Origin of the sequence: Ideonella sp. B508-1 (genome assembly GCF_000333615.1) — a bacterium.
Lineage (GTDB): Bacteria > Pseudomonadota > Gammaproteobacteria > Burkholderiales > Burkholderiaceae_C > Ideonella.
Genome location: NZ_BADL01000510.1, coordinates 1 through 13,255 on the forward strand (window position 1 = coordinate 1; position 13,255 = coordinate 13,255).

Annotated in this window: 9 protein-coding genes and 1 pseudogene; 2 read left to right on the forward strand and 8 right to left on the reverse strand. The window is 70.2% G+C overall.

Going from position 1 to position 13,255, the window contains the following annotated elements; translation table 11 throughout:
- Window positions 1-493 (forward strand): annotated as a pseudogene (locus tag I73_RS29375) (rRNA methyltransferase); the annotation flags it as partial.
- Window positions 494-544: 51 nt separating this feature from the next.
- Here I73_RS29375 and I73_RS20145 read toward each other — a convergent pair.
- Window positions 545-1,822 (reverse strand): MFS transporter, encoded by a 1,278-nt coding sequence (locus I73_RS20145; protein ID WP_022982271.1) that lies wholly within the window; start codon window positions 1,820-1,822, stop codon window positions 545-547.
- Window positions 1,823-1,946: 124 nt separating this feature from the next.
- On the opposite strand from I73_RS20145, the gene I73_RS20150 reads away from it, so the two are divergent.
- On the forward strand, window positions 1,947-2,543 hold the full coding sequence (locus tag I73_RS20150) for a TetR/AcrR family transcriptional regulator (protein WP_022982272.1): 597 nt from the start codon (window positions 1,947-1,949) through the stop codon (window positions 2,541-2,543).
- Between the two features lie 9 nt (window positions 2,544-2,552).
- Here I73_RS20150 and I73_RS20160 read toward each other — a convergent pair whose 3' ends face one another.
- From I73_RS20160 to I73_RS29390, 7 genes are all read right to left on the reverse strand, one after another.
- Complete coding sequence (locus I73_RS20160) at window positions 2,553-2,999, reverse strand: hypothetical protein (protein WP_022982273.1); 447 nt, start codon at window positions 2,997-2,999, stop codon at window positions 2,553-2,555.
- Between the two features lie 40 nt (window positions 3,000-3,039).
- The gene (locus tag I73_RS20165; RefSeq protein ID WP_022982274.1) at window positions 3,040-4,338 is read right to left on the reverse strand and encodes a nitrate/sulfonate/bicarbonate ABC transporter ATP-binding protein; all 1,299 of its coding nucleotides are present in this window, start codon (window positions 4,336-4,338) and stop codon (window positions 3,040-3,042) included.
- A gap of 18 nt (window positions 4,339-4,356) precedes the next feature.
- The gene (locus I73_RS20170; RefSeq protein ID WP_022982275.1) at window positions 4,357-6,087 is read right to left on the reverse strand and encodes an ABC transporter permease subunit; all 1,731 of its coding nucleotides are present in this window, start codon (window positions 6,085-6,087) and stop codon (window positions 4,357-4,359) included.
- Between the two features lie 131 nt (window positions 6,088-6,218).
- Window positions 6,219-6,452 (reverse strand): oxidoreductase-like domain-containing protein, encoded by a 234-nt coding sequence (locus I73_RS20175; protein ID WP_022982276.1) that lies wholly within the window; start codon window positions 6,450-6,452, stop codon window positions 6,219-6,221.
- Between the two features lie 61 nt (window positions 6,453-6,513).
- Window positions 6,514-7,950 (reverse strand): efflux transporter outer membrane subunit, encoded by a 1,437-nt coding sequence (locus I73_RS29380; RefSeq protein WP_022982277.1) that lies wholly within the window; start codon window positions 7,948-7,950, stop codon window positions 6,514-6,516.
- Window positions 7,947-11,069, reverse strand: coding sequence for an efflux RND transporter permease subunit (locus I73_RS29385; RefSeq protein WP_022982278.1), 3,123 nt, complete (start codon window positions 11,067-11,069; stop codon window positions 7,947-7,949). The genes I73_RS29380 and I73_RS29385 overlap by 4 nt, the downstream gene beginning before the upstream one ends.
- A 13-nt stretch (window positions 11,070-11,082) precedes the next feature.
- A partial coding sequence (locus I73_RS29390; RefSeq protein WP_022982279.1) for an efflux RND transporter permease subunit occupies window positions 11,083-13,255 on the reverse strand: 2,173 nt, incomplete at its 5' end.

Consider the following 13,255-nt stretch of genomic DNA (forward strand, 5'->3'; position numbering starts at 1 on the left):
CGATGAGCGTGCCTTCGAGCGCCTGCCGCAGGGCCGGGTCAAGCCGGCGCTGGCACTGTCGCTGCACACCACGCGGGCGGACCTGCGGGCGGAGCTGCTGCCGCGCGCGCCGCGCATCGCGCCGGCCGAGCTGATGGACCGCGCCGAGGCCTATGCCCGCGCCACCGGCTACCCGCTGCAGGTGCAGTGGACCCTGATCGAGGGCGTGAACGACAGCGATGCCGAGATGGATGCGCTGGTGGGGCTGTTCCGGGGCCGCTACGCCATGCTCAACATGATCCCCTACAACGCGGTGCCCGATCTGCCCTACCAGCGCCCCGCCTGGGAGAAGGCGGCCGAGCTGGCCCGGCGCCTGCACCGCCAGGGCGTGCTGACCAAGCTGCGCCATTCGGCGGGGCAGGATGTGGATGGCGGCTGCGGGCAGCTGCGGGCGCGGCAGCAGAGCGCCGTGGTGTCCGTGCCCGTGCCACGGCCTTCGGTGGTGCGGCTCTGACCCCGGCCTCACGCCGTGTCCGGCGCCGTGGGCGAGGGGTGGCGCCAGCCCTCAGCGCCTCGCCTCCCGGCGTCGTGGGCCCTTCATCAGCATGATGGTGGCCGCGGCCAGCAGGCAGGCTGCGCCGGCCGCGAGCAAGGCGGGGGTGTAGCTGGCCGTCACAGAGCGGGTCAGGCCGGCGCCATAGGCGGCGGTCGCCGCGCCCAGCTGATGCGCGGCGAACACCCAGCCGAACACCAGCGCGGCCCGCTCCGGGCCGAAGGCCTGGGCGCTGAGCTTGACCGTGGGCGGGACGGTCGCGATCCAGTCCAGCCCATAGAAGATGGCGAACAGCGAGAGTCCGGACAGCGTGAATTCGGAGTAAGGCAGCCAGAACAGGGACAGCCCACGCAGGCCGTAGTACCAGCACAGCAGTTTGCGGCTGTCGTAGCGATCCGAGAGATGGCCGGACAGCGTGGTGCCAAAGAGGTCGAATACGCCCATCATGGACAGCACGGAGGCCGCAGGCAACGGGCCCAGGCCGTGGTCGCCGCACAGTGAGATGAAGTGCGTCTGGACCAGCCCGTTGGTGCTCAGCCCGCAGATGAAGAAGGTGCCGGCCAGCACCCAGAAAGCCGGCACACCCACCGCCGACCGAAGGGTCCGGAAGGGCAAAGACCAGTCGGCCCGTGGTGGAGGCAAGACGGGCGTGTCAGGGGTGGCTCCATAGGCCTGCAGGCCCAGGTCGGCGGGGTGGTCGCGCAGGAACAGCAAGACCAACAGCCCCACGCCGACGGCGGCACCGACGACCGGAATCAGTGCCCAGCGCCAGCCGTGCTGCTCGATCAGCCAGGTGGCCAGCGGCAGAAAGATGAGCTGACCGGTGGCGCCGCTGCCGGCCAGCAGGCCCAGGACCAGGCCCCTGCGGTGGACAAACCAACGATTGGCCACGGTGGCGCCCAGCACCATCGCGGTCAGACCGGTGCCCAGGCCCAGCAAGAGACCCCAGAGTGCGAAGGCCTGCATCAGCGAGTGCATGAACAGTCCCAGCAGCAGCGCGACCGCGATGATGGCCAGGGCCAGCGTCACCATGCGCGAGACGCCGTAGCGCAGCAGAACCAGGGCGGCGAAGGGGCCCAGCAGGCCGTAGAGCGCGAACCGGGTGGCAAAGACGGAAGACAGCTCCGTCGTGCTCCAGCCGAACTCCAGGGACAGCGGCTGCAGCAGCGCCCCGGGCAGGCCCAAGGCGGCGGAGGTCACCAACATGGCCAGAAAGGTGATGGCCGCCGCGACCCAGGCGTAGTGGATGCCCCGGCGTTGAAGCAAAGTGGCCAGTCGTTGGGCAGGCATGGTCAGCAGTGTGGTTGGGGGCTGAGAATCGCCCCACCAGGGGGCGGACGTTTCGGACAGGGGTCTGCAGAGGCAATTTAATGATAATGGTTGCAATCAAAAAAGGTCAACCCGAGGCGATCGCATGAAAGTCACCAAGGAGCAGACGCAGCAGAACCGCCAGGCCCTGCTGGAAGCGGCCGGCGCCCTCTTCAAGCGCCATGGCATCGATGGGGTCGGCGTGGCGGACATCTGCCGCGAGGCTGGTCTGACGCACGGCGCCTTGTACAAGCACTTCGCCGACAAGCAGGACTTGGCGGCCCAGGCCTTCGCCCAGTCGTTCCGGATGGGCTACGACCGTGTGACGGCCCCCCGCAGGGGCCGCCCTCGCACGGTGGCGACCTACCTGGATAACTACCTGGACCCCCGGGTGAGGGACGACCTTGGCGCCGGATGTCCCCTGGTCGCGACGGCCTGTGAGACCGGCCGGCAGAGCGAAGGGGTGAGCCGCCGCTTCGCCGAGGCCTTCCGGGAGCTGCGCGATGGGGTCGAACAGGTCTTGCCCGCCAGCGGACCGATCCAGGACACCAGCGCCCTGGCCACGGTCTTCGTCGCGGCCTTCATCGGGGCGATGGCCCTGTCACGGGGCGTCGTCAAGTCCGAACCCGGCCTGGCCGATGAGGTGCTGGCGCAGGTTCATGCCGTGCTCGGGGCGCTGGCCCAGGCGGACCAGGCGGCCTGAGCCGCCGGCTCATTTCCAGCCGAAGTGCTGGCGCAGTTGCGCGGCGCTGGTGTTGATGGGCTGGTCCAGCACGCTGGGCAGGGTGACCACCGACTGGGCCGGGGGGCGCAGCGGCTGCGCGCCCAGCACGGCCGCGTGGCGGATCACCCAGCCGGCGCGTTGCAGGGCTTCCAGGTAGGCGATGGCGCCGGGCCAGTTCTGCGCATCGTGGGGGTGTGCACCGGGCCACAGCGAGAACAGCACCTGCTGGCAGCGGCTGCGCGCCACCTCCTCCTGGAAGGCCGCCACCGTGGTGCGGCTTTCCTGCAGGGCCGAGGCCCGGGCGTAGAGCTTGAACTTGTCGCCCCGCACCGTCTCCATGTCGCGCACGCTGCGGTTGAAGCAGCCGCTCAGGCAGCGCAGCAGGGTGGACTTGCGGGTGTTCGGGTTGCCGATCAGGACATGTGCTTCCACCATGCGGTCGAGTGTATCGCCCGCGGCGCGACGTCCTTCGCGCTCAGGTCACGTCCTCGCCGCTGTCGTCGGGCAGGTGCAGCGTGCGGGCGTTGAAGTCGTACTCGAAGACCTCGCCGTGGCGGGCCCAGGAGACGATGGTCTGCAGCACCTGGCGGGCCTCGGCGGGTTCCAGTGCCTCGCTCAGCAGGCGCAGGAAGGGGGCCTCGGGCAGTTCACCGGTGGCCTCCTGCTCCAGGCTGTGGCGGATGTGGGCGGCCAGCGGCACATGGGTCAGCAGCTGTTGGCCGAAGACCTGATGGCGCAAGGTGTGCGAGCCGTCCACATAGCGCCGCCCCAGCGGGCTGAGCTGCAGGTCGCCATCGGCCAGATGGGCCAGGCCCAGCAGCGACACCGCGTGCGCGGCCGGCAGCAGCTCGGCGTCGGTCAGCTCCGATTCCTCGGACAGCTGCGGCAGGTCGGCCCGGCCGTTGAAAGGCTCGTCGGCCAGCAGTTCCAGCAGATCGTCCATGCGGGCCACGTCGGCCTCGGGCAGGCGGGTGGCCAGGGCGGGGGCCACCGGGGTCGCGGTGCCGGTGCGTGCGCCGGTCATCAGGCCGTAGACCTGGTCGATCAGGGCGCGCACCTCGTGGCTTTCGGCGTCGCGCGGGTGGGGCAGGGCGATGGCCAGCTCGGAGCGCACGCGGCCCGGATCGCTGGCGAACACCAGCACCCGGTCGGCCATCATCACGGCCTCCTCGATGTTGTGCGACACCACCAGCATGGCCCGGGTGGGCATCTGGCCGGAGGTCCACAGCTCCAGGATGTCCTCGCGCAGGCGCTCGCCGGTCAGCACGTCCAGCGCGGAGAAAGCCTCGTCCATCAGCAGCACATGGGGCTCGGTCACCAGGGCGCGGGCAATACCCACGCGCTGGCGCATGCCGCCCGAGAGCTCGCGCGGCAGCGCGCCCTCGAAGCCGGCCAGGCCGATCAGCTCGATGGCCGACTGGGCCTTCTGGGCCCGCTCTTCAGCGGCCACGCCGCGGGCCTCCAGCCCCAGCTCCACGTTCTGCTGCACCGTCAGCCAGGGGAACAGCGCGAAGGACTGGAACACCATGCTGATGCCGCGGGCCGGGCCGTAGAGTGGCTGGCCGCGGTAGCGCACATCGCCCTGGTCGGCCTCCACCAGGCCGGCCATGATGCGCAACAGGGTGCTCTTGCCCGAGCCGGACTGGCCCAGCAGGGCGACGATCTCGCCCTCGCGCAGGGTGAAGTCCACGCCGTCGAGCACGGAACGGCTGCGACCGTCCGCGCCACGGAAGGACTTGCCCACGCCACGCAGTTGAAGGATGTCGTTGCTCATGTGTGCGGTCCGGCAGGTTCAGAAATGCATGCGGTCTTCGGCCATGCGGTACAGGCGTCGCCACACCAGGTGGTTCAGGCCCATCACGAACAGGCACATCACGCCGATGCCCAGCGCGATGCGGGGGAAGTCCCCCACCGCGGTCATGTGGGCGATGTAGCTGCCCAGGCCCTCGGCCTGCAGCGTGGTGTCGCCCCAGGTGACGTACTCGGAAACGATGCTGGCGTTCCAGGAGCCGCCGCTGGCGGTCAGCGCGCCGGTCACGAAGCTGGGGAAGACCGCCGGCAGCAGGAAGCGGCGCCACTTCAGCCAGCCCTTGAGCCCCAGGTTCTGGGCCGCGAAACGCAGCTCGGAGGGGATGCTGGAGGCCCCGGCGATGACGTTGAACAGGATGTACCACTGGGTGCCGAAGACCATCAGCGGCGAGAGCCAGATGTTGGGGTTCAGGTGCCAGTGCACCAGGGCCATCACCGCCACCGGGAACAGCAGGTTGGCCGGGAAGGCGGCCAGGAACTGGGCCACGGCCTGCAGGCGGTCGGACCAGCGCGGGTTCATGCCGATCCACACGCCCACCGGCACCCAGACCAGGGCTGCCAGCGCGATCAGCACGCTCACCCGCAGCAGGGTCAGGAAGCCCAGCCACAGCACATGGCCGACTTCGGCCCAGCCCACCTCGGTGTGGACGAAGCGCAGCAGGCTCCAGAGCGCGTACAGCACCACCGCGGCGATCAGGGCGTCCCAGGCCCGCTGGACCTGCCAGGCCGGTGCGCGGGCCCGGGCCCGGATGGAGGTGCCGTCGTGCCGGCGGTGGAACAGCACCAGCGTGCGTTCGAGCTGGCCGACCAGCCAGTCGGCCAGGGCCTGGGTGCCACGGGTGCGGCGCAGCCAGGTCAGCAGCCAGGACTGCGGGGCCATGGCGCTGCCGCCTTCCTCGAAGCGGAACTTGTCGGCCCAGGCCACCAGGGGACGGAACAGGAGCTGGTCGTACAGCAGGATGGCGCCCAGCATGCTGGCGATGGCCCAGCCGATGGCGCCGAGGTCGCGGGCCTCGATGGCCATGGCGATGTAGGAGCCCACGCCCGGCAGCTTGATGTTCTGGTTGGAGACGCTGATGGCCTCCGAGGCCACGACGAAGAACCAGCCGCCGGACATGGACATCATCATGTTCCACAGCAGGCCAGGCATGGCGAAGGGCAGTTCCAGGCGCCAGAAACGCTGCCAGCCCGAGAGCTGGAACACACGGGCCGCCTCCTGCAGTTCGGCCGGCACCGTGCGCAGCGACTGGTAGAGGCTGAAGGCCATGTTCCAGGCCTGCGAGGTGAAGATGGCGAAGATGGCCGCGCATTCCACCCCGAACAGATTGCCGGGAAACAGGGCGATGAAGCCGGTGACGGTGATGGACAGGAAGCCCAGGATGGGGATGGACTGCAGGATGTCCAGCAGCGGCACGAGCACCCGTTCGGCGGTGGCATTCTTGGCCGCCAGCACCGAGAAGACACAGGCGAACAGCAGCGAGGCCACCATGGCCACTGCCATGCGCAGCGTGGTGCGCAGGAAGTAGTAAGGCAGATCCCAGGGGCTCAGCGACAGGGCGATGGGGTCGCCCACATGGAAGGGCCGCGACATGCCCATGGCCCCGTAGGCCAGCAGCACCAGGGTGGCCAGCACCACGGGCAGCAGGGCCCAGTCCCAGCGATTGATCGGGGACTCGACCGCCGTGCGGGCGAAGAAGCGCTGTTCGTTCTGCATGGGACGCTCGCTCGTCGTGCGCTGGGATGTGGAAGGTTAACTCGGCACTCTCGCATGCCGCTGTGTCACGCGAAAGACGGTGGGTCCCCGAGACGGCCTGCGGACAGCTCGGCGACGGAGTGCCCTCAGCCTCAGTCGGCCCAGCGCAACACCGCCTCGTCGCGCCAATAGGCCAGGGCGCTGTAGTAGCCCTCCCAGACGCAGCCGATGCAACCCCGGCCGCAGCAGGTGGTGGGCTCCGGCGGCGGCTCGGGCAGCTCGGCGGCGTGGCGCTGAGCGCTGGCCTGCACCGCGGCGACCAGGGCCTGGGCCTCGGCGCGGTCGGCCGGGTTCCAGGCCAGCAGGGCGTCGTCGGGGATGTTCACGTCAGGCGGCGGGCAAAGCGCGGATTATCGGGGTTCTCGGGGCCGCCTGCCCCGGTCCTGCTCACGGCGCGGGGGAAGCCGGTGCGCGGCCCGCCAGGCCGGCGGTGTTCTTCAGCAGGATGTTGCTGGCCGCCAGCAGGCGGTTCTGCGCCGCCAGCTGGTTGCTCTGGGCGGTGAAGTCGGAGACCTGGGCCGCCACCACATTCAGGTAGCTGACGGTGCCGGCCTGGTACTGGGCCAGGGTCATGTTCAGGCTGCGTTCGGTGTCCTGGGCTACCCGCTGCTGGGCCGTCCACTCGTCATGCAGCTGCCGCAGGGCGACCAGGTTGTCCTCCACTTCCTGCAGGGCCGTGAGCACGGTCTGGCGGTAGCTGGCCGTGGCCTCGTCCGCCGCCGCGCGCGCCTGGCGGCTGGCCAGTTCGTGGGCCCCGCTGTCGAGCAGGCTGGCGACCATGCTCGGCCCCAGCGACCAGAGCAGGTTGGGGGCGGACATCAGCCGGCTGAGCTGGCTGGCGTGGAATCCTCCGTCGGCCGACAGGCTGACATCCGGGAAGAAGGCAGCGTCCGCGACGCCGATCTGCGCATAGGCCGCGGCCACCCGCTGCTGCGCGGCCACCACATCGGGCCGGTTCTCCAGCACCCGGGACGGCAGCATCGCCGGCATGGCCGGCGGCGCGGGCAGGGTGCCGTCGCGCGGGAGGTTGAGCTCCGCAGGCGCGCGCCCGAGCAGCACGGCGATGGCATGCTCCAGCTGTGCCCGTTGCAGGCGGGTCTCCGCCAGCTGGGACTGGGCGGTGTTCAGCTGGGCCCGTGCCTGCAGCATGTCGCTTTCCGCGGCCACGCCCGCCGACACCCGGGCCTGGGTCATCGCCAGGCTGCTTTGATAGGCCTGGATGGCGCGGACCTGCAGCGCGTCCTGGGCATCGGCCGTTCTCAGTGCGAAGTAGCTGCTGGCCAGTGTGGCCTGGGCCGACAGCCGGGCCGCCTTCAGATCGCCCTCGCTGGCCTGGGCGGAATCCCGGGCACCCTGCAGGGCCAGGCGGTAGCGGCCCCAGAGATCGACCTCCCAGCTGGAGGTGGCTTCCAGCTGGAAGCTGTTGCCGGTGCTGGCGGCCTGTCGGGCGGTTCCGGGCGTGCGGGCACGGCTGCCGCTGGCCGTCACGCCCAGGGTGGGCAGCAGCGCCGACTGGCTGGCGTCGACGGCGGCGCGCGCCGCATCCAGCTGGGCGGCCACCACGCGCAGGTTCTGGTTGCCGATCTGCAGGGCGTCTTCCAGCGCGTTGAGCTGCGGATCGCCGAAGCAGGTCCACCAGGCCGAGGGCACGGCGTCGGTGCGGGCGGCCTGGCCGTGCCAGGCGCCCTCTTCCTTGAAGGTCGGCGCCACGGGCGCGGGCGGCGGCACCGCGGGGCCGGTCACGGCGCAACCGTGCAGCAGGCAGGACAGGGCGATCAAGGACAGCCCCAGAGGCCAGTGGGGAGAGCGGAGGTCGCGCGTCATGATGAATGGGCTCCTGTCCTCCGGGAAGCGCCGGGGGAGGCGGTGGGCGGGGTGCGGCGGCGCAGGCGGTCCATGCAGACATAGACCACCGGGGTGGTGTAGAGCGTCAGCAACTGGCTCAGCAGCAGGCCGCCGACGATGGAGATGCCCAGCGGCACCCGCAGCTCGGAGCCCTCGCCATGGGCCAGGGTCAGGGGCACGGCGCCCAGGATCGCCGCCAGGGTGGTCATCAGGATGGGGCGCAGGCGCTGTGCGGCCGCACGGTAGATGGCGGGCCCGGCGGCGCGGACCGCACCCCGTGCGCGGGCGGCCCGCTGGGCCGAGATGGCGACGTCGATCATCATGATGGCGTTCTTCTTGACGATGCCGATCAGCAGGATGACCCCGATCAGGGCGATCACATTGAAATCGGTGCGCACGAGCATCAGGGCCAGCAGGGCCCCGACGCCGGCCGAAGGCAGGGTCGACAGGATGGTGACGGGGTGGATCAGGCTCTCATACAGGATGCCCAGGATCAGGTAGATCACCACGATGGCCGCGGCGATCAGCAGGGGCTGCGACTTGAGCGAGCTCTGGAAGGCCATCGCCGTGCCCTGGAAGCTGCCCCGCACCGAGGTCGGCACGCCCAGCTGGTCCACGGTCTTCTGGATGGCCGCGACGGCATCGGACAGGGCGACGCCCGGTGCCAGGTTGAAGCTGATGGTTCCGGCGGGGCGCCCGCTCTGGTGGTTGACCGCCAGCGGGGTGTTGGTGGTGCTCACCTGGGCGACCTGCGCCAGGGGGACCTGACGACCGCTCGCGTTGGTGAGGTACAGGCCCTTGAGCGACTCCGGGCTCTCCAGGTAGGGCGGGGCCAGCTCCATCACCACCCGGTACTGGTTGAGCGGGTTGTAGATGACGCCGACCTGCCGCTGGCCAAAGGCGTCGTTGAGGGTGTTGTCGAGCACGCTCATGCTCAGGCCCAGGCGCGACAGGGCGCTGCGGTCCACCGACAGCGAGGTCTGCAGGCCATGGTCCTGCTGGTCGCTGTTGACGTCGGTGAGCATGGGCAGCTGCATCAGCGCCTGGCGGATCCGGGGCTCCCAGCGGCGCAGGTCCTCCAGTTCGTCGGCCTGCAGCGTGTACTGCCAGGTCGCGTTGGACTGGCGCCCGCCCACGCGGATGTCCTGCACCGGCGCCAGGAACAGGTTGGCGCCGGCCACGTGGGAGAGCTTGCGGCGCAGCCGCGCCTGGACCTCGTCGATGGACTCGCTGCGCTGGGACCGCGGCTTGAGCGAGATGAACATGTTGGCGCTGTTGCGCTGGCCGCCTCCGGTGAAGCCGGTGGCCGAGGCCACGGCCGGGTCCTGCAGGACGATGCTGCTGAAGGCCTGCATCTTCTTCTGCATGGACAGGAAGGAGCTGGCCTGATCGGCCTGCACGCCGCCCACCATCAAGCCGGTGTCCTGCTGGGGGAAGAAGCCCTTGGGGACGATGATGTAGAGGTAGATGTTCAGGCCGACGACAGCGGCCAGGGCGGCCAGGGCCACCCCTTGGTGGCGCAGGGTCCAGCGCAGGCTGCGCCGGTAGCCGGCCCGCAGCCGGCCCTGCAGCCCACCCAGGCGGCGCGCCCAGGGGCGGGGCGCGCGGGTGGCCGGCACCGGCGGGCGCAGCAGGGTGGCCGCCATCATCGGGGTGGTGGTGAGCGAGACCAGCATCGACACCAGGATGGCCACCGACAGGACGATGGCGAATTCCTGGAACAGCCGGCCCACGATGCCGCCCATGGCCAGGATGGGGATGAAGACGGCGATCAGGCTCAGCGAGATGGAGACCACGGTGAAGCCGATCTCCTGGCTGCCGCGCAGCGCGGCTTCCCGTGGGCTCATGCCGGCTTCCATGTGCCGCGAGATGTTCTCGAGCACGACGATGGCATCGTCGACGACGAAGCCGGTGGCCACGGTCATCGCCATCAGCGACAGGTTGTCGATGCTGGCGCCCAGCAGGTACATGACCCCCAGGGTGCCCGCCAGCGACACCGGCACTGCCACGGCCGGCAGCAGGGTGGCCCGTGCATTGCGCAGAAAGGCCAGCACCACCACGATCACCAGGCCGAAGGAGATGGCCAGGGTGCGCTGCACCTCCTGGATGGAGGCGCGGATGGTGGGGGTGCGGTCCACCACGACATCCAGCGAGATGGCCGGCGAGATCGAGGCCCGCAGCTGCGGCAGCAGGGCGCGGATCTGGTCGACCGTCTGGATGATGTTGGAGCCCGGCGCCTTGTTCAGGATGAGCAGCACGGCCGGCTTGCCGTTGCTCATGCCGTAGTTGCGCACGTCCTGCACGCTGTCGGTGACCTGGGCGACATCCCTCAGGCGCATGGCTGCGCCGCTGTGCATGCTCAGGATGAGCGGCGCGTAGTCGCTGGCCCGCAGCCCCTGGTCGTTGGCGCCCAGCTGCCAGTGGCTGTCGCCGTCCTCCAGGGAACCCTTGGGCCGGTTGGCGTTGTTCGCCACCACCGCGGCCCGCACGTTTTCCAGGGAGAGGCCGGCGGTGGCCAGCTTGTTGGGATCGAGCTCGATGCGCACGGCCGGCAAGGCGCCGCCACCGACCGTGACCTGGCCCACCCCGTTGACCTGGGACAGCCGCTGCGCCAGGACCGTGGAGGCGGCGTCGTACATCTGCCCGCGGGTGAGCGTGTCCGAGGTCAGCGCCAGCACCATGATGGGCGCGTCGGCAGGGTTGACCTTGCGGTAGGTCGGGTTGCTGGGCATGCCGCTGGGCAGCAGCGAGCGCGCCGCATTGATGCCGGCCTGCACGTCCCGGGCCGCGCCGTCGATGTCGCGGTCGAGGTCGAACTGCAGGGTCACCCGCGTGCTGCCCAGGGTGGAGGTGGAGGTGATCTCCGACACGCCCGCGATGGAGCCCAGGGCGCGCTCCAGCGGTGTGGCCACCGTGGCGGCCATGGTGTCCGGGCTGGCCCCGGGCAGCGAGGCGGTGACCGAGACGGTCGGGAACTCCACCTGGGGCAGCGGGGCGGTGGGCAGCTGGAAGTAGGCCAGGATGCCCGCCAGCGCGATGCCCAGCGTCAGCAGCGTGGTCGCCACCGGGCGGTCGATGAACGGCCGGGACAGGTTCATGGCCGGGCGCGGGTCAGCGGGCCGCGGCGGCTTGGCGCCAGGCCGCCAGCCGCTCGGCCATCGAGGCAAAGCCCAGGTAGATCACCGGGGTGGTGAACAGCGTGAGCATCTGGCTGACGATCAGCCCCCCGACCATCACCACGCCCAGGGGATGGCGCAGCTCGCTGCCCACCCCGGTGCCGAGCATCAGCGGCAGGGCGCCCAGCAGGGCCGCCAGCGTGGTCATCAGGATGGGGCGGAAGCGCAGCAGGCAGGCCTGGTGGATGGCCTGGCGCGGCGGCAGGCCCTGGACACGCTGGGCCTCCAGCGCGAAGTCGATCATCATGATCGCGTTCTTCTTCACGATGCCGATCAGCAGCACGATGCCGATGATGGCGATGATGCCCAGGTCCAGCCGGGCCGCCAGCAGGCCCAGCAGGGCACCCAGCCCGGCCGAGGGCAGGGTGGAGAGGATGGTCAGCGGGTGGATGTAGCTCTCGTAGAGCACGCCCAGGACGATGTACATCGTGACGACGGCGGCCAGGATGAGCAGCAGGGTGCTGCTGAGCGAGGACTGGAAGGCCCGTGCCGCGCCCTGGAAGCTGGTCTCGACGCTGGCGGGCAGCTGCAGCCGGGCCTCCTCGTTCTCGATGGCCCGCACGGCCTCGCCCAGCGAGGCCCCCGGTGCGAGGTTGAAGGAGATCGTGGCGGACGGGAACTGGGCCAGGTGGTTGATCGCCAGCGGGGTGACGCGCTGATGCCACGAGGCCACCGAGGACAGCGGGATCTGGCTGTCGTTCGCGCTGGGCACGCGCAGCAGGGCCAGGGTCTGGGGGCCCTGCTGGAACTGCGGATCCAGCTCCAGCACCACGCGGTACTGGTTGCTCTGGGTGAAGATGGTGGAGATGAGCCGCTGGCCGAAGGCGTCGTACAGCGCGCTGTCGATGTTGGCCACGCTCACGCCCAGCCGGCCCGCCGCGTCGCGGTCGATGTCGATGTAGGTCTGCAGACCCTGCTCCTGCTGGTCGCTGGCCACATCCTGCAGTTCAGGGCGCGCCTGCAGGCGCTGCAGCAGCGCCGCGGTGCTGCGGCTGAGTTCCGCGGCATCGGGCGAGCTCAGGGTGAACTGGTACTGCGTCTTGGCGACCTTGTCCTCCACCGTCAGGTCCTGCACCGGCTGCAGGTACAGCCGGATCCCGGGGAGCTTGCTCACCGCCTGCGCCAGCCGGCGCGCCACGGTGGTGGCGTCGTCGCCCGCGGGGCGTGCCGCGGCGGCCTTGAGGTTGATCTGCACCCGGCCGGTGTTCAGGGTGGCATTGGCGCCATCCACCCCGATGAAGGAGGTGATGCTGTCCACCGCCGGGTCCTTGAGCAACTGCCCCACCAGGGCCTGCTGGCGTTGGGCCATGGCCGAGAAGGACACCGACTGGGCCGATTCGGTGATGCCCTGGATCTGGCCGGTGTCCTGAACGGGGAAGAAGCCCTTGGGCACCACGAAGTACAGCGCGGTGGTGAGCGCCACCGTGGCCAGGAACAGCCCCATCATCGCGCGTCGGCGGTCCAGCACCCAGTCCAGGGCGCGGCCATAGCCGGCGATCAGCGCGTCGAGCTGCCGGGCCACCCAGGGGTGCTCGCCGCCGCCTTCGGCCGGCTGGGCCTTCAGCAGGCGGGCGCACATCATCGGCGTGAGCGACAGCGAGACGACGGCGGAGATCAGGATGGAGACCGCCAGGGTGATGGCGAACTCGTGGAACAGGCGGCCCACCACATCGCCCATGAACAGCAGCGGGATCAGCACCGCGATCAGCGAGACGGTCAGCGAGATGATGGTGAAGCCGATCTGGCGGGCGCCCTCCAGGGCGGCTTCCATCGGTGGGCGCCCCTCGTCGACGTGCCGCGCGATGTTCTCGATCATCACGATGGCATCGTCCACCACGAAGCCGGTGGCCACCACCAGCGCCATCAGGGTGAGGTTGTTGATCGAGAACCCGGCCAGGTACATGACCCCGAAGGTCCCGACCAGGGACAGTGGCACCGCCACGCTGGGAATGAGCGTGGTGGCCAGGCTGCGCAGGAAGACGAAGATCACCGCCACCACCAGCCCGATGGACAGCAGCAGCTCCAGCTGCACGTCCTCCACCGAGGCGCGGATGGTGGTGGTGCGGTCACCCAGCACCTGCACGTCCACCGCGCCCGGCAGCGAGGCT

Bases quoted from the DNA above. Each gene is read 5' to 3' on its own strand.
- I73_RS29385 (WP_022982278.1), bottom strand. From the start codon at position 11,069: ATGAACCTGTCCCGGCCGTTCATCGACCGCCCGGTGGCGACCACGCTG.
- I73_RS20145 (WP_022982271.1), bottom strand. From the start codon at position 1,822: ATGCCTGCCCAACGACTGGCCACTTTGCTTCAACGCCGGGGCATCCAC.
- I73_RS20165 (WP_022982274.1), bottom strand. From the start codon at position 4,338: ATGAGCAACGACATCCTTCAACTGCGTGGCGTGGGCAAGTCCTTCCGT.
- I73_RS29380 (WP_022982277.1), bottom strand. From the start codon at position 7,950: ATGACGCGCGACCTCCGCTCTCCCCACTGGCCTCTGGGGCTGTCCTTG.
- I73_RS20170 (WP_022982275.1), bottom strand. From the start codon at position 6,087: ATGCAGAACGAACAGCGCTTCTTCGCCCGCACGGCGGTCGAGTCCCCG.
- I73_RS20160 (WP_022982273.1), bottom strand. From the start codon at position 2,999: ATGGTGGAAGCACATGTCCTGATCGGCAACCCGAACACCCGCAAGTCC.
- I73_RS20150 (WP_022982272.1), top strand. From the start codon at position 1,947: ATGAAAGTCACCAAGGAGCAGACGCAGCAGAACCGCCAGGCCCTGCTG.